This window comes from Shimia sp., from assembly GCF_022448905.1.
Classification (GTDB): domain Bacteria; phylum Pseudomonadota; class Alphaproteobacteria; order Rhodobacterales; family Rhodobacteraceae; genus Shimia.
Map to the genome: position 1 here is coordinate 168,657 of NZ_JAKVCW010000004.1, position 15,342 is coordinate 183,998.

General features: G+C 58.6%; 13 protein-coding genes. 7 read left to right on the plus strand and 6 right to left on the minus strand.

The window, feature by feature from the left end:
- Positions 1–13: 13 nt before the first annotated feature.
- The 3 genes from MK208_RS05925 to MK208_RS05935 all read right to left on the minus strand — a co-directional run bounded on the left by MK208_RS05925 (position 14) and on the right by MK208_RS05935 (position 2,444).
- The gene (locus tag MK208_RS05925; protein ID WP_294114876.1) at positions 14–403 is read right to left on the minus strand and encodes a thermonuclease family protein; all 390 of its coding nucleotides are present in this window, start codon (positions 401–403) and stop codon (positions 14–16) included.
- A 134-nt stretch (positions 404–537) separates the two neighbouring features.
- Entirely contained in the window at positions 538–1,269 is a 732-nt protein-coding gene (locus MK208_RS05930; protein WP_294114878.1) for a transporter substrate-binding domain-containing protein, read from the minus strand.
- Between the two features lie 89 nt (positions 1,270–1,358).
- A complete protein-coding gene (locus tag MK208_RS05935; protein WP_294114880.1) occupies positions 1,359–2,444 on the minus strand; it encodes a PA0069 family radical SAM protein in 1,086 nt (361 codons plus the stop codon).
- Positions 2,445–2,664: 220 nt separating this feature from the next.
- On the opposite strand from MK208_RS05935, the gene MK208_RS05940 reads away from it, so the two are divergent.
- From MK208_RS05940 to MK208_RS05950, 3 genes are all read left to right on the plus strand, one after another.
- Positions 2,665–3,366, plus strand: coding sequence for a B12-binding domain-containing protein (locus MK208_RS05940; RefSeq protein ID WP_294114882.1), 702 nt, complete (start codon positions 2,665–2,667; stop codon positions 3,364–3,366).
- 86 nt (positions 3,367–3,452) lie between these two features.
- Positions 3,453–4,145: a class I SAM-dependent methyltransferase gene (locus tag MK208_RS05945; protein ID WP_294114885.1), complete on the plus strand. Its 693-nt coding sequence runs from the start codon at positions 3,453–3,455 to the stop codon at positions 4,143–4,145.
- On the plus strand, positions 4,142–4,783 hold the full coding sequence (locus MK208_RS05950; RefSeq protein WP_294114887.1) for a DUF1638 domain-containing protein: 642 nt from the start codon (positions 4,142–4,144) through the stop codon (positions 4,781–4,783). Before MK208_RS05945 ends, MK208_RS05950 begins: the two co-directional genes overlap by 4 nt.
- 39 nt (positions 4,784–4,822) lie before the next feature.
- Here MK208_RS05950 and MK208_RS05955 read toward each other — a convergent pair whose 3' ends face one another.
- Positions 4,823–6,058, minus strand: a complete 1,236-nt coding sequence (locus MK208_RS05955) for a hypothetical protein (protein ID WP_294114888.1) — start codon at positions 6,056–6,058, stop codon at positions 4,823–4,825.
- Positions 6,059–6,202: 144 nt separating this feature from the next.
- Complete coding sequence (locus MK208_RS05960) at positions 6,203–6,826, minus strand: XRE family transcriptional regulator (RefSeq protein WP_294114890.1); 624 nt, start codon at positions 6,824–6,826, stop codon at positions 6,203–6,205.
- Between the two features lie 84 nt (positions 6,827–6,910).
- On the opposite strand from MK208_RS05960, the gene MK208_RS05965 reads away from it, so the two are divergent.
- The 4 genes from MK208_RS05965 (at position 6,911) to MK208_RS05980 (ending at position 11,749) form a co-directional block, all read left to right on the plus strand.
- Positions 6,911–8,431 (plus strand): class I adenylate-forming enzyme family protein, encoded by a 1,521-nt coding sequence (locus tag MK208_RS05965; protein ID WP_294114892.1) that lies wholly within the window; start codon positions 6,911–6,913, stop codon positions 8,429–8,431.
- On the plus strand, positions 8,428–9,081 hold the full coding sequence (locus MK208_RS05970; RefSeq protein WP_294114893.1) for a DsbA family oxidoreductase: 654 nt from the start codon (positions 8,428–8,430) through the stop codon (positions 9,079–9,081). The genes MK208_RS05965 and MK208_RS05970 overlap by 4 nt, the downstream gene beginning before the upstream one ends.
- 191 nt (positions 9,082–9,272) lie before the next feature.
- Positions 9,273–10,490: a multidrug effflux MFS transporter gene (locus MK208_RS05975; protein ID WP_294114895.1), complete on the plus strand. Its 1,218-nt coding sequence runs from the start codon at positions 9,273–9,275 to the stop codon at positions 10,488–10,490.
- A 41-nt stretch (positions 10,491–10,531) separates the two neighbouring features.
- A complete protein-coding gene (locus MK208_RS05980; RefSeq protein ID WP_294114897.1) occupies positions 10,532–11,749 on the plus strand; it encodes an MFS transporter in 1,218 nt (405 codons plus the stop codon).
- Positions 11,750–11,864: 115 nt separating this feature from the next.
- On the opposite strand, the gene mfd is transcribed toward MK208_RS05980, so the two are convergent.
- Positions 11,865–15,332, minus strand: a complete 3,468-nt coding sequence (mfd, locus tag MK208_RS05985) for a transcription-repair coupling factor (protein WP_294114899.1) — start codon at positions 15,330–15,332, stop codon at positions 11,865–11,867.
- Between the last annotated feature and the right edge of the window lie 10 nt (positions 15,333–15,342).

The window sequence follows — 15,342 nt, forward strand, 5'->3', positions numbered from 1 at the left end:
CGGCGCCTTTTGTTTAACTGCAATAGCCGGCGCGCTTGATCCGGCTTTTCGCAGACGCCTTTTCCAAATGGCGATAGCGCCCTCCAGAGTAGCGCGCGCAATCCAACGCGTGGCCCGCCGCAATCACCGCTGCACCAATGTCCTGCCCGTTGGCGTAACACACGCCAATGTAGCGATCATACGACCGCTCTCCGGTCAAATCACAGGTCACCTCTTTGCCGCGCAGATAGTTCACCGTCCAGCGCTTGGCATCCTTGCCTGCACGGGTCTTAAGCTCCGGCGCATCAACCCCTTGAAAACGCACCGGTGTGCCGTCCACGACAATCGTATCCGCGTCGCGCACTTGCACCTCCGCCCATACCGGCGTGGCCACCAAAACGGCAGCCGCAATTAGTCTTTTCATTTTGGTCGTCAGTCTTCTGTGAGTGGTGGCAGCACCTTAGCAGGCGGCAACTGCCAAGTAACAGAGACAGGCTCACAATAAGGCGCCATGGGCAGACCACCGCCCATAACGCTGTTTTTCAATTCCAAAACCCCTCAAAAGGCGTATTTTGACCGCAGCGTCGCAACCGTGTCGCCATTCTCTGCCAGCCACGTATTGAAAGCCTCCACAACGTCCGCACGGTTGCTGGAAGACACATGATAATTCGACACGGAGTGCGGCAGACTCTCATCAAACACCAGTGCCGTCTCGTCTTTGCCCAACTCACGCAAAACACGGCGGATCACATCCTGATTGGCATAGGCCCCGTCAATCCGCCCAACCAGCGCTTGACGCACCATGCCAATAAAGCTGGAGTTCTCCTTGAGCTTCACATCGCCGCTATTGATCCGATCGAGCCAGGAATACGGCGTGAACCCCAAAACCGTGCCAAGTTGATCAACCTCGTCTGCTGGACGCCCAACATGCTCAGGCAACACCATCACGCCATCGATCGCTTCAACCACAACGTCGGAATAAACCACGCTCTGACCGTCTTTCAGTTCCGCCGACCAATAGGCGTTGTCCGGGTATTTCAGGTCCACATCCCCCGTGACCACCGCCTGCATCAGCCGGGTGATTGGCAAGGCTTTGAACTCCAGTTCATACCCTTCATCCTCCGCAAAGGCGGTCAAAAGGTCCGCCCCAAATCCGGTGTAACTCTGCCCGTCCCAATTGTAGTGCGGAAGGTATTCAATGTTTTCCACGCCCACGACTAGGCGTTCGGCGGTGGCCACTCCGGCCGTACAGGCCAACGAAAGGCCAACTGCTGCAATCACGTTCTTCATAGTCCGTCTCCTATGGAAATAACTCAGACCCGCAGCATCAGGGCCTGAAACTTTCCAATGTGTTGACTTTCGCAAAAGCTGAAACAGTTTCAGAAAAGCGCCAGTTGTCCATCCCGCGCGAGTGGCACCTCAAACAGATCACAGCGCAGTTTGGGCATCTCTTCATTCAAGCCAAAACGCACACGGGCTTTCTCCACCCGCTTTGCGATCATCTCCGCATAGATCCCCTCGCCCCGCATGCGTTTGTTGAACTCCGCGTGATACAGCTCCCCGCCATGCATCTCCCGCATCCGCGCCAGAACTTTTGCCGCGCGCCCTGGATTGGCCGCCTCTAACCATTCCTCAAACAACGGCGCCACCTCCATTGGCAGACGCAACATGATCCAAGCCATGCCGGTAGCACCGGCGTCCGCAGCTGCCTCTATAAGCGCCTCAACCTCATGATCCGTCAAACCCGGCACCACCGGCGCCAGCATCGCGCGCACCGGGATGCCCGCCTCTGTGAGCTTTCGAATGATCTCCAACCGCCGTTTGGGCAAGGGACAGCGTGGCTCCATCGCGCGCGATAGGCCCACATCCATCGTCGTCAAAGACACCCCGACCTGCGCCAGACCTTTGGCCGCCATGTCACTCAAAATATCAATGTCGCGCTCGACCAATGTGCCTTTGGTGGTGATGGCCACCGGATGATTAAACCGCTGCAAAACCTCCAACACTGAACGCATCACACGATAGCGCCGCTCAATCGGCTGATACGGATCGGTGTTGGTGCCAATCGCCAATAGGCTGGGCTGATAGGCTTTGCGCCGCAACTCTTTCTCCAGCACCTCCGCCGCCTTCGGCCGCGCCACCAGCTTGCTTTCAAAATCCAACCCCGGCGACAGCCCCAGATAGGCATGTGTCGGCCGCGCAAAACAATAAGTGCAGCCATGCTCACACCCACGATAGGGATTAAGGGAGCGATCAAATGGTATGTCCGTCGACGTATTGCGTGTGATCACTGACCGGGGCCGCTCCTCACTCACCTCAGTGACAAAGGCACCCCGCTCTTCCGGGATCTCCCAACCATCCTGCACGTCCTCGCGCTCCAGCTCATAGCGCCCAGGCGCATTGCTTTGCGCCCCCCGCGCCTTGCGCCGTGCCACATCGATTTTGGACTGTTTCAGGTCAGACATACGCCCAAAATAGAACAAAAAGTGAACACATGCAACAAACCCCATGATCTGGATGAGAAACTTTCATCTCTCACATGATTTTTGCCCCTACACGTCGCACCCGGCGCTGGCTATGTCGCTATTCAGACAGTTTGCCCGCTCAAAAGCATTGAAAGCTGGGGTATATTGAATAGCAACCGGTGCCCGCTTCGGGCCCCCGCCAGGGTATGGGAATACGCGCATGTCAGAAGAAGAAGACGACATCATCCTGTCCGAACTCAATGACGAGGAACTTGTCCAACAGATGTTTGACGACCTCTACGATGGCCTCAAGGAGGAAATCGAAGAAGGTGTGAACATCCTGCTGGAACGCGGCTGGGAACCCTACCGCATCCTGACCGAAGCGCTGGTGGGCGGAATGACCATCGTTGGCGCTGACTTCCGCGATGGTATCCTCTTTGTCCCTGAAGTGCTTCTGGCGGCCAACGCCATGAAGGGCGGCATGTCCATCCTGAAGCCTTTGCTGGCCGAAACCGGCGCGCCACGCATGGGTTCTATGGTCATCGGGACCGTCAAAGGCGACATTCACGACATCGGCAAGAACCTGGTTTCCATGATGATGGAAGGCGCTGGTTTTGAAGTGGTGGACCTCGGCATCAACAACGCTGTTGAAAGCTACTTGGAAGCGCTTGAAGAGCACAAGCCGGACATCCTCGGCATGTCTGCCTTGCTCACCACCACCATGCCCTACATGAAGGTTGTCATCGACACGATGGTCGAGCAAGGCCTGCGTGATGACTACATCGTTCTGGTTGGCGGTGCCCCACTGAACGAAGAGTTTGGCAAGGCCATTGGCGCAGACGCCTACTGCCGTGACGCGGCTGTGGCCGTCGAAACCGCCAAAGAATGGGTTGCGCGCAAACACAACCAGATGAGCGCCTGATCAGGCCCTATCCCTTTGCTCACTCCCCGAGCGATTTGATCCGGCCCGCCCTTCACAGGCGGGCCGTTTTTGTTCAAGGTACCGACATGTCAGGACTTTACTCCCCCGATCTCGCCCGCATCCACGCCGAAGGCTACAACGACACCTTTGACGAGGCACACGACTGGCTCGCCGCGCAAATTCTGCACGGCCCCGCCAACGCCCATCTGTTTGACATTGGCTGCGGCGATGGCACCTGGCTTTCCGTGGCCGAAGACCGCGGCGTCATGGGCGAAGGCGTTGACCTCTCTCCGGCCTTTGTGGAAATCGCCCAAGCTCGTGGCCTTCTGGTCAAACAAGGCAACGCAGCCGACATCCGCATCCCCAAAGGCACCACCGCGATCACCTGTCTTGGAGAAGTTCTGAGCTACATAGACGCCACCACCAAACGCGACACGCTTCTGCCCGTGGCCCGCGCGGCGTTTGACGCGCTGCCCTCCGGCGGTCTGCTCTTTGCCGACCTCATCGGCCCCCGATGCCTACCCAAAGCGCCACGCAACACTGGCATAGACTGGCAAATGCGCATTGAAGTCACCGTCGAGCGCGACCTCCTCACCCGCCGCATCGAAACCCAGGTGGGCGATCGGTTTGACACGGTCATCCACCAGCAATCCCGACGCCATCCGGCAAGCACTAAACAGGCGCTTGAAGCCATCGGCTGGCGTTGCGAGATCCTCGATAGCTACGGCCCTGCAGGGCTTCTCCGGGGACGTTTTGCCATCAAGCTGACCAAGCCATGACGCAACTCCCCAACGACAGAACGCTGGCGCAATCTGGCCTTGCCCCCACTGGCTCAACCGGCCGCATACTTCTGCTGGCCTGCGGCGCGCTCGCGCGTGAAATCCTTGACCTGATCAAACTCAACAACTGGTCCCACATGGACCTCACCTGCCTGCCCGCCATCTTCCACATCCATCCAGAAAAAATCGCGCCGGCCGTTCGCGACGCCGTTGCCAAACATCGCGACAGCTACGCCGACATCTTTGTGGTCTACGCTGACTGCGGCACCGGCGGGCAGCTTCAACAAACCTGCGACGAACTAGGCGTCAAAATGATCGCAGGCCCCCATTGCTACAGCTTTTTTGAAGGCAACGACCGCTTTGCCAAAATCGCTGAAGACGAATTCACCGCCTTCTACCTGACCGACTTTCTGGTCCGCCAATTTGACGCTTTTATCATCAAACCCATGGGGTTGGATCGCCACCCCGAATTGATGGAGATGTACTTCGGCAACTACGAGAAACTGGTCTATCAGGCCCAAACCGACGATCCCGCGCTGACCGAAAAAGCCAAAGAATGTGCGGATCACCTCGGCCTGGCCTTCGAGCGTCGCTTCACTGGCTACGGTGACATGGCCACCGCGCTCAAGGCCCTATAAAATAGGAGGCGCCCCAATTTGGAGCGCCTCTCTAACCCTTTAGGACAACCGCCGCGTCGGCGTCTTGTCTGTCGTGTCTTCAGACGTCTCCGCTCGACGGTTCTTCTCCAACAGCGCCTCAAACGCATCAAATATGCGCTTCATGTGCTTGCTTTTGTACGGAAAAACCTCTTCGTCATCCATGTCATGCACGATCAGCGCATTGTCCGCTTCAAACACGACCAGATTGCCATCCGGGTCTTCGGCGCAATCCACACCAAAGTAATCCAGATCAATCGCATCGGTCAGCGCGCCAAACCCACTTTCGTGTCGCGTCACAAACCGGCGCTCAAAACTGTCCATCCAGGCCGCCTCTTCGGCGCGCTTCTCGGCAAACTCTTCCATGCGCGCGTTCAGGTACCAAAGGTCCCACTGGTCCGCGATGGCCATGTGGCATGGGAAAGGCTGCCCATCCACAAAGATCACGCGGTATTTGCGATAAAACCCGTCTTCCCGCGTTGCGTAACGGATATACTCGGAGACGAAGAACGCGACTTCATTGCGCTCAAACAGGTAGTCACTCAACGCATCCCGGCTTTCGATCAGCACCAGCCCTTCGCCCGCATGGCTACCTACCGGCCGCACCACATAGGGGTAATCCCCAAGCGCCGCCAAACTGTCTTCCGCCGCTGCATCTTCCAGTTCCCAGCGGTCAAACCGCTGCGTCTTCGGCAAAGTCAAACCCGGTTGGCCGGCAAACATCGCTTCAAGCGAATCCCGCTCAAGATCTACCTGACCATTTGGTAAGTTTACCACTTTGGTTCCCACTGCTGCGGTCAACGCGCGCACCTTGTTCTGAAACGCTTCGGCCTTCACACTGTCCGCAGGAGCGGCGCAAAACGCCACATCATGGGCGGGCAGATCGATCTGCTCGTCGCTCTCAACATTCAGATAATAAGTCAGAATTTCAACATCTGCACCCTGCAGCAAAAACTCAATTGGGGTGTTGCCTCCAATATGGCTCGGTTCAGCAAACACCAGCAGTTTAGTGCGCGCGCCATCTGTTTTTTTGGTGCTGAAAATACGTTGACGCTTCAGCGCCTCATCCTGCCAGGCCAGCCCTGCTGCGCGGTTGCCCTGCAACTGATCAATCACCGACAGATCCATAAAGATGCCGTCCGCATCTTTCCCGGTGAACACTTTGCTCAGCAGCTCATTGCGCAGAGGCTGCAGATCGACGCCGTCAAACGCCATCTTCGTCAGGCTCGCAAGCCCGATTCTTTCTTGAGGTTCCATTCTGGCTCCTAATTTTCGTGCCCTACTGGAATGCCCCAATCGTTGTTAAAAATAGGTGCAAGCAACCATTACAATTTTCACTAACTGCAAATTTGTTTTGTCGGAGATCAAAGGCTCTTGGAAAAACCACTGCTCCCCAACGGCTTACACCAAAGATGTCACCCACAAAATTGTCGCATCGTCTTCGCTGACCGACACCACATTGTGGCCCATTGAGCCATCGTAATAAGCACTGTCTCCGCGGCGCATTTCCACCGGTTCATAAAACTCGGTGTAAAGCGTGATCACGCCAGTCAGCACATAGAGAAACTCTTCCCCATCGTGCCGCACCCAGCCGTCAAACTCGTCCATCGACCGCGCCCGCACGCGCGCCCGATATGGCAACATCGCCTTCTTGCGTAGCCCCTCGGCCAAAAGCTCATGTTCATAGGTGGTGGTCACCTGCCGGGTGCCTTCACCGGATTTCACCACCGACATCCGCCCGTTGACCTGATCCTTCTGCGGCGCAGTGAACAGCTGCGGCACAGAAATCTCCAAGCCCACCGCCAGTTTCTTCACCGCGTCATACGTCGGCGACATCTGGCCATTCTCGATCTTGGACAGCGTGGACCGCGCCAAACCAGCCTGGCTCGCCGCCTGCTCCAGCGTCCAGTTGCGAGCCTTGCGCAGCTCACGCACACGTTCACCAAGGTCCAGCGGCTCAACATGATCCTGCTCGCCGTTTTCACGCGCGATCTTGATCAAGGATTTTGGGTCTTTAGAGGTCATGCGCGCTTTTATCCCGCACAAGACGCAACTGGCAACCGCCTCCTGCCTCTTGCACGTGTCGCTCAAGCCGCATAGGCCATTTCCATGCTTTCGATCTTTGACCAAGGCCCGCCACCGCCCTGCCCGTCCTCCTTCAACATGGCCGCCCATGTGCTGCGCCATGCGGACCGTTTGGCCGACAAAGAGGCCCTGCGCGTGCTATCCCCCAACACGCCCGAAAGCTGGACCTACGGCGCGCTAAAATCCGCCATTCTCGGCACTGGCACAGGTTTGTTGCGTGCAGGTCTAAATCCCGGCGACCGCGTGTTGATGAGGATCGGCAATACGGTCGAATTCCCAATTGCCTACCTCGCCTGTATCGCGGTTGGTCTGATCCCCGTACCAACGTCCTCACAGCTGACCGAGGCCGAAGTCACCAGGATGGTCGAACCTCTGGAGCCCGCCGCCATCTTGCGAGATCCGGAGGTTTCCACTGCTTCAGGTTTTGATCGTAAAACGCTGACAACACACGACCTTCTATCGTTTCACTCCTATCCACCAGCCGACTTCAACATGGGCGATCCCAATCGACCTGCCTACATCATCTACACCTCCGGCACCTCTGGCATCCCCCGCGCAGTGGTTCACGCCCACCGCGCGATCTGGGCGCGCCAGATGATGTTTGACGGCTGGTACGATCTGCACGAGGACGACCGCCTCCTGCACGCCGGTGCCTTCAACTGGACCTTCACGCTTGGCACCGGCCTGATGGACCCTTGGACCAAAGGCGCCACCGCCTTGATCCCGGCACCCGGCACGGCAACCGACGCCCTGCCAGACCTTCTGCGCGACAATCACGCGACCCTGTTTGCCGCCGCGCCGGGCGTCTACCGCAAGATACTGGCAACCACCGAAAACCCGGCGCTTCCGGACCTGCGCCACGGCCTCTGCGCAGGTGAAAAGCTGTCTGAGCCGCTGCGCACTCAATGGAACGCGGCCACCGGCACCAAACTCTACGAAGCCTTCGGCATGTCCGAATGCTCCACATTCATCTCCGCCAGCCCAGACCACCCGGCCCCCAAAGGCACGCTTGGCCGCCCCCAAACCGGCCGCCACATTGCGGTCCTCGACGACACCGGCCCAGTCCCGCGCGACACCCCCGGCACCATCGCCGTCCACACATCCGACCCCGGTCTGATGCTTGGCTACCTCAACGCACCCGAAGAGACCGCCGCGCGCCTCCAGGGCGACTGGTTCCTCACCGGCGATCTGGGCCAAATGGACGCCGACGGCCACATCACCTACATGGGCCGCGCGGACGATATGATGAACGCCGGTGGCTTCCGCGTGTCCCCGTTGGAAGTTGAAGCCGCCCTGCTGCCCCACCCGGACATCACCACCATCGCCGTCACAGATGTGGAGGTCAAAACCGACACCCGCATCATCGCCGCCTTCTATACCGCCGATCACGATCTCGTGGAGGACGAATTGAAAGCCTTTGCGCAGACCCATCTGGCACGTTACAAGCAGCCTCGGCTCTTCAAACGCCTGCCCGCGTTGCCCACCAACGCCAATGGCAAACTCAACCGCCGCGCTCTGCGCGAGACCTACAAGGCATCCACATGATCAAACTCGACATCATCTCCGACCCGATCTGCCCGTGGTGCTTCATCGGCAAGTCTCGCCTGATGAAAGCTTTGGAGGCCGAGCCCGATCATCCCTTTGTGATCGAGTGGCACCCGTTCCAGCTCAACCCGGACATGCCGGCCGAGGGCATGGACCGCCGCGAATACTTGGAAACAAAGTTTGGCGGCAAGGAAAACGCCGTGCGCGTCTATTCCGAGATCGAGCAACACGCCACCGAGGAAGGTCTGGAGATCGACTTCGCCGCCATCAAACGCACGCCCAACACCATCAACGCCCATCGGCTGATCCACTGGGCAGGCATCGAGCAAAAACAAAACGCTGTGGTCGATGCGCTGTTTGCGGCCTACTTCAAAGAAGGCCGCGACATCGGTGACACGGATGTGTTGGCAGATATTGCCGACAGCGCGGGCATGGACGCCGCCGTGGTGCGCAAGTTGCTGGAGTCCGATGCCGATGTTGAAGACATCCGCAAACGCGATGCGCACAGCCGCGAAATGGGGGTGAACTCGGTGCCTACATTTATCGTGGCCAACCAACACGCCGTGCCTGGTGCGCAACCTGCCGACCTCTGGCGGCGCGTCATTGCCGATCTGAAAGCTCAGACGGCGACGGAAAACGCCGCGGAATAGTCACTGAACCAGCGTTCATTCTTCACTTGTGAACCACAGCGCCCCGCGCTACCCTAGTCCGCTCAGCCCGCCATTTTGCGGCCTGACCACTCAAGCACGATCACCTGACTGGTGTGGGCCAGAGACGACACAGCAACGCCGCCGCGTGCTGTCCGCTCGCCTGCCTGTCGTCCTTTTTGACGGAGCAAGTCATGACCAAAGACAATCTGCCGATGAGCCAGGTGGAATTCATCGCCCTCTGCGCCATGATGTTCGCCACCATTGCGTTTTCCATCGACGCTATGCTCCCGGCGCTGCCACAAATCGCCGCCGAGCTCAGCCCCGGCAGCCACAACACCGAGACCCTGATTGTCATGTCCTTTGTCATGGGCATGGGCATTGGCACGTTTTTCACCGGCCCGCTGTCAGACCGCTTTGGTCGCAAGCCGGTGCTAATCTCCGGCGCGATACTCTACATCCTCTGCGCGTTCATCGGCTGGATGAGCCAAACCCTGGAGTGGCTGCTCTTCGCTCGCCTGTTCCAGGGCATGGGCGCAGCAGGTCCGCGCGTGGTCACCCTTGCCATCGTGCGTGACATCTTCTCTGGCCGCGAAATGGCCCGCATCATGTCCTTTGTCATGATGGTTTTTATTATTGTGCCTGCCGCAGCGCCACTGTTGGGGCAATTCATCATCGACCTGTCGTCCTGGCGCGGCATTTTTGTCGCCTTCATGCTGTTCTCCCTGACATCTGTTCTCTGGATCGGCATTCGCCTGCCAGAGCCGCTGCCGGTTGAGAACCGTCGCCCCTTCAGCATCGGCAAACTCATTGCGGGACTGCGCGAAATGTGGGGCATTCCCTCCGTGCGCACATCCATTCTGGTGCAATCTCTGATCATGGGCTGTCTCTTCGGGCTGATCGGCTCGGTGCAACTTGTGTATGATCAAACCTATGATCGCGCCGCCGAGTTCCCCTATTGGTTCGCTGGCATCGCACTGGCCTCCGGCACAGCGAGCCTTCTCAATGCCAAACTTGTCGTCAACCTCGGGATGCGCTTCCTCGTCACGGTAGCGATAGCAGGTAAGGCCATTTTCGCTGCGGTTATGTTGTTCTTTGTAATGACACCGGACCTGAACGTTCAGTTCTATGCATTTGCCCTGTGGCAATTGACCGTGTTCTTCTCCATCGGCTTGACGATCGGTAATCTCAACGCCATGGCGATGGAACCGCTGGGCCATATGGCCGGCACCGCTGCCTCCGTGATGGGCGCGCTGTCCACCATCTTTGGGGTCATCCTGGCTGCTCCGATTGGTCTGGCGTTTGACGGCACCCCGTTCCCGCTTGTGCTTTCTGTTGGCGTGCTGGCCTTGATCGGCTTCATGCTGATGCTGCACATGCGCCGCATCGAAGCCCGCGCTGTGGCCGCCTAAGAGCGCTTGCACATCCGCTGGTCGTGCGAAACAGTGGCCGCATGACCAGCGCATTGATTTTCCGTAACCGCAATTACCGCCTGCTTTTTGCTTCCGGCGCCCTGACCAACCTCGGCGACGGCCTTGTCATGCTGGCCATCCCTTGGCTGGCAACCCTGCTAACGCGTGATCCTGTGGCCATTGCCGCCGTCGCAGCCGCGGGTCGCCTGCCTTGGTTGTTTTTTGCCTTGCCCGCCGGAGTGATCGCCGATCAGGTCGACCGTCGCAAACTCATCGCCCGTGCTGACCTTCTACGCGCCGCGCTGGTGGGTGCCATTCTCTGGCTCGCCCTTAGCGCACCCGGTCCAAGTGCCATCTGGCTGCTTGCTGCACTGACCTTCCTTTTGGGTGCCGCCGAAGTCCTGCGCGACAACGCCGCTCAAACCATTCTACCCGACATCGTCACCGCTTCTGATCTGGAGGCTGCCAATGGCCAAATGTGGAGCGTGGAACAACTCACCGGCCAGTTCATCGGCCCGCCGCTCGCAGGCTTCCTGATCGCTTCCAGCGTCGCTCTGCCCTTTGGTCTCGACGTCGCCGCGCTGGTCCTCGCCGCCGGCCTCGTCTGGATGATCAGCCTCGCGCCACGCCCCAAAGTGCAACAGAACTTCTTCGGCGCTCTCAAAGAAGGCATCGCCTTCATGCGCTCCGATCAACTACTCCTGCGCCTCGCGGTCGTGCTGGGCTGCGCCAATTTCATCGCCACCGCCACAATGACGGTACAGGTGCTTTTTGCGCAGGACGTGCTCACCCTCACCGCCACCCAATACGGTTTCCTGCTCTCCATCGCCGCGCTTGGCGCCATCACCGGCAGCCTCACCGCCCCCAAATTGGTGCAATGGTTTGGCACCCAGGCCTGTCTCTATGTATCTATCGCTACCTGGAGCCTCGGCAATGCCACGATCGGCCTAAGCAGCACTGCCGTGCCCATGGCCCTAGCGCTGTTCTCGGTGATGGCCGCTTCCATGCTCTGGAACGTGATCACTGTTTCTTGGCGTCAACGTCGCATTCCAACCGAGCTTCTGGGCCGCGTGAACAGCATCTATCGCTTCTTTGGCTGGGGCAGCATGCCACTTGGCGCGATGGCCGGTGGGGCCATGGTTGCACTTCTGGAACCCTCGCTGGGCCGAGACCTCGCCCTGCGCGCGCCTTTCCTGGCCGCCGCCGCGCTCTGCCTCTGCCTATTGCTCTACGCCATCGCTCGCCTGCGGTTGGACTGACGCCGGGTGTCCTTTGGCCCAGAACAGCGCGGACATCTGAGGGCAGCGCCCCCATCCTGTCTGCGCAGAACGCACCTCCGCAAAACAGCCGTGGTACCGACGCAATACCGAACCGCTATTTGGCCGCTTTCGCCTTCTTGCGCTTCTTCTCGTCCACAACCTTCTGCGCCAGATCACGGGCAATCGCAAAGGCGCCTTTGATTTTGTCAGACGACTTCTTCCAGTCCCGCCGCACAACAATCTTGTTGTCTTTGACCTTGGCCAGTCCCTTCTGGTCCTGAATGAATTCCACCAGCCCCTGCGGCGAGGAAAACTTGTCATTGTGGAACTGAATGGTCGCCCCCTTGGGCCCACCATCAAGTTTGGCAATGCCTGCCTTCTTGCACATTTCCTTGATGCGCACGATCAAAAGCAAGGTATTGACCTCTTTGGGCAATTTCCCAAACCGGTCGATCAACTCGGCTGCAAAGCCTTCGAGCTCCACCTTGCCCTGCAAGCCGCTCAAACGGCGATACAGACCAAGGCGCACATCCAGATCCGGCACATAGCTGTCCGGGATCAGAACCGGCACACCGAGATTGATCTGCGGCGCCCATTGGTCATCGCCATCTGACAGACCTTCCAACTCACCCGCCTTGATCTTGGCAATCGCCTCTTCCAGCATCGACTGATACAGCTCATAACCCACGTCCCGCATCTGCCCGGACTGCTCTTCGCCCAACAGGTTACCGGCCCCGCGAATATCAAGGTCTTGAGAAGCCAGCGTAAATCCGGCCCCAAGCGTGTCCAAAGACCCCAAAACCCGCAGCCGTTTTTCCGCCGCATCCGTCAGTTTCACACGTGGCTTTGTGGTCAAATAGGCATAAGCCCGCGTCTTGGAACGCCCCACACGACCGCGAATTTGATAGAGCTGCGCCAACCCAAACATATCCGCACGATGCACGATCATTGTGTTGGCGGTCGGAATATCCAACCCGCTCTCCACAATTGTCGTCGCCAACAGCACGTCATATTTGCCGTCATAAAACGCATTCATACGGTCATCGAGTTCGCCCGCCGCCATCTGCCCATTGGCGGTGATAAAGCTCACTTCCGGCACGTGATCGCGCAAAAACTCTTCGATTTCAGGCAGATCACTGATGCGTGGCACCACGTAGAAACTCTGTCCCCCACGATAGTGCTCCCGCAACAACGCCTCTCGCACCGTGACCGCGTCAAAGGCGCTCACATAAGTACGGATCGCCAGTCGGTCCACCGGCGGCGTGCCAATGATCGACAGATCCCGCACGCCGGACAGGCTCAACTGCAAGGTCCGAGGAATTGGCGTCGCGGTCAGTGTCAACACATGCACGTCACTGCGCATCTGCTTGAGCCGCTCCTTATGCGCCACACCAAAATGCTGTTCTTCATCGATGATCAGCAGACCCAGGTTCTTGAACCGGATACTCTTGGCCAGCAACGCATGTGTGCCCACCACAATATCAACGGTGCCACGCGCCATGCCATCGCGGGTTTTCTCTGCGTTTTTGGCTGCAACAAAGCGCGACAAGGCCCTGACTTCCAAAGGAAACCCACGAAACCGCTCCGCAAATCCTTTGGCGTGCTGTCGTGCCAACAAGGTGGTGGGCGCAATCACTGCCACCTGCTGACCAGACATTGCCGCCACGAAAGCCGCGCGCATCGCCACCTCGGTTTTGCCAAAGCCCACATCACCACAGACCAACCGATCCATCGGCCGCCCGGACGCCAGATCTCCAATCACATCCTCAATCGCGCGCAGCTGATCCTCGGTCTCCTGATAAGGGAACCGCGCCGAAAACTCTTCCCAGGCATGATGTTGCGCTTCCAGAACGGGTGCAGACCGCAGTTCCCGCTCCGCCGCCACACGAATAAGCCGATCCGCCATTTCGCGAATGCGCTCTTTCAACTTGGCTTTCTTCGCCTGCCAAGCACCGCCACCAAGCCGGTCCAACAGGCCTTCGTCATGGCCGTATTTGGACAGCAGCTCGATGTTCTCAACTGGCAGGTAAAGCTTTGCACTTTCAGCATATTCCAGCGCAATGGTCTCATGCGCCGCGCCCGCCGCAGTCACCACCTCAAGCCCCAGATAGCGCCCAATACCGTGATCCACATGCACCACCAAATCGCCAGGACTTAACGACTGCGTCTCGGTCAAGAAGTTCTCGGCCCGCTTTTTCTTGCGCGGCGCACGGATCAAACGATCGCCCAGGACATCCTGCTCTGAAATCACCGTCATACCCGGCGTTTCAAATCCATGCTCCAATGCCCAAACTGCTAGAAACAGCCCAGTCTTGCCAAGGTTACGCGCATCGTTGACGTGGATGGTCTCCGCCAGCCCCTCATCCTCAATCAACCCACTCAAACGTTCCCGCGCACCTTCGGAATAGCTGGCCACCACAACCGGCCCATCCGCCAGTTTTTTGCGAATATGGTCCGCCAAAGCGCCAAACAGGCTCAGGTTTTCCTGCTGACGCTCGGGCGAGAAATTGCGGCCAATGCGCCCGCCTGCATCGATCACACCCGGCCCAGAAGCCTGCGGCAATGCCGAGAAGTGCAACACCCGCCGGCCACCAATTGCGGCGGTCCATGCCGCATCATCCAGATACAACAACTCCGGCGGCACAGGCTTGTACACCGTGTCCAACCGCGCCTTCTGCGACATCGCGTGTTGGCGGGTCTCATACTGATCCGCAACACTGTCCCAGCGCGCAATGCGCGCCGCATCCGATTGATCGTCCACGGAAATCACCGCATCCGGCAAATAGTCAAACAGGGTTTCCAGGTCTTCGTGGAAGAACGGCAGCCAATGCTCCACACCCTGATGCTTGCGTCCCGCGCTGATTGCCTCATAAAGCGGATCATCCGTGCCCGCCGCGCCAAACTCGATACGGTAATTCTGCCGAAATCGCGTAATCGCCGCCTCGTCCAGTATGACTTCGCTCACTGGCGCCAGTTCGATAACATCCAGCTTTTCGGTCGTCCGTTGAGTTGCAGGATCAAACCGCCGCACGCCATCGAGCACATCGCCAAAGAAATCCAGCCGCACCGGCCCGCTGTCACCCGGCGGGAAGATATCGATGATCCCACCCCGGATCGCATAATCCCCCGGCTCCATCACTGTAGGTGCCTGCGTGAACCCCATACGCACCAGAAACTGCCGCAAGGCGCCCTCATCAACACGCTGATCCAACTGTGCGCGGAACGCGGCTTCTTTCAACACCTTGCGTGCAGGCACGCGCTGCGTCGCCGCATTCAACGTGGTCAGCAACACAAACTGGCTGGGCATATCATGCACCAGCCCCGCCAATGTCGCCATGCGCGTGGCCAAAATATCGGCATTCGGCGACACGCGATCATACGGCAAGCAATCCCACCCCGGAAACACAATCACCGGCATGTCCGGCGCAAAGAACTCAAGCGCTGACTTGGTCGCAGCCATGCGCTTGTCGTCACGCGCCACATGCACCACCGGCCCGTTGCTCTTTGCAACCTCTTTCAGGATCAGCTGAGCATCAAAGCCCTCCGGTGCCCCACCAACAGAGATGTGTTGCGCGTCTTTCATCGGTGTAACC

Coding starts and splice junctions, on each gene's coding strand:
- MK208_RS05975 (WP_294114895.1), top strand. CDS start 9,273: ATGACCAAAGACAATCTGCCGATGAGCCAGGTGGAATTCATCGCCCTC.
- mfd (WP_294114899.1), bottom strand. CDS start 15,332: ATGAAAGACGCGCAACACATCTCTGTTGGTGGGGCACCGGAGGGCTTT.
- MK208_RS05980 (WP_294114897.1), top strand. CDS start 10,532: ATGACCAGCGCATTGATTTTCCGTAACCGCAATTACCGCCTGCTTTTT.
- MK208_RS05940 (WP_294114882.1), top strand. CDS start 2,665: ATGTCAGAAGAAGAAGACGACATCATCCTGTCCGAACTCAATGACGAG.
- MK208_RS05970 (WP_294114893.1), top strand. CDS start 8,428: ATGATCAAACTCGACATCATCTCCGACCCGATCTGCCCGTGGTGCTTC.
- MK208_RS05965 (WP_294114892.1), top strand. CDS start 6,911: ATGCTTTCGATCTTTGACCAAGGCCCGCCACCGCCCTGCCCGTCCTCC.
- MK208_RS05945 (WP_294114885.1), top strand. CDS start 3,453: ATGTCAGGACTTTACTCCCCCGATCTCGCCCGCATCCACGCCGAAGGC.
- MK208_RS05955 (WP_294114888.1), bottom strand. CDS start 6,058: ATGGAACCTCAAGAAAGAATCGGGCTTGCGAGCCTGACGAAGATGGCG.
- MK208_RS05960 (WP_294114890.1), bottom strand. CDS start 6,826: ATGACCTCTAAAGACCCAAAATCCTTGATCAAGATCGCGCGTGAAAAC.
- MK208_RS05950 (WP_294114887.1), top strand. CDS start 4,142: ATGACGCAACTCCCCAACGACAGAACGCTGGCGCAATCTGGCCTTGCC.
- MK208_RS05930 (WP_294114878.1), bottom strand. CDS start 1,269: ATGAAGAACGTGATTGCAGCAGTTGGCCTTTCGTTGGCCTGTACGGCC.
- MK208_RS05935 (WP_294114880.1), bottom strand. CDS start 2,444: ATGTCTGACCTGAAACAGTCCAAAATCGATGTGGCACGGCGCAAGGCG.
- MK208_RS05925 (WP_294114876.1), bottom strand. CDS start 403: ATGAAAAGACTAATTGCGGCTGCCGTTTTGGTGGCCACGCCGGTATGG.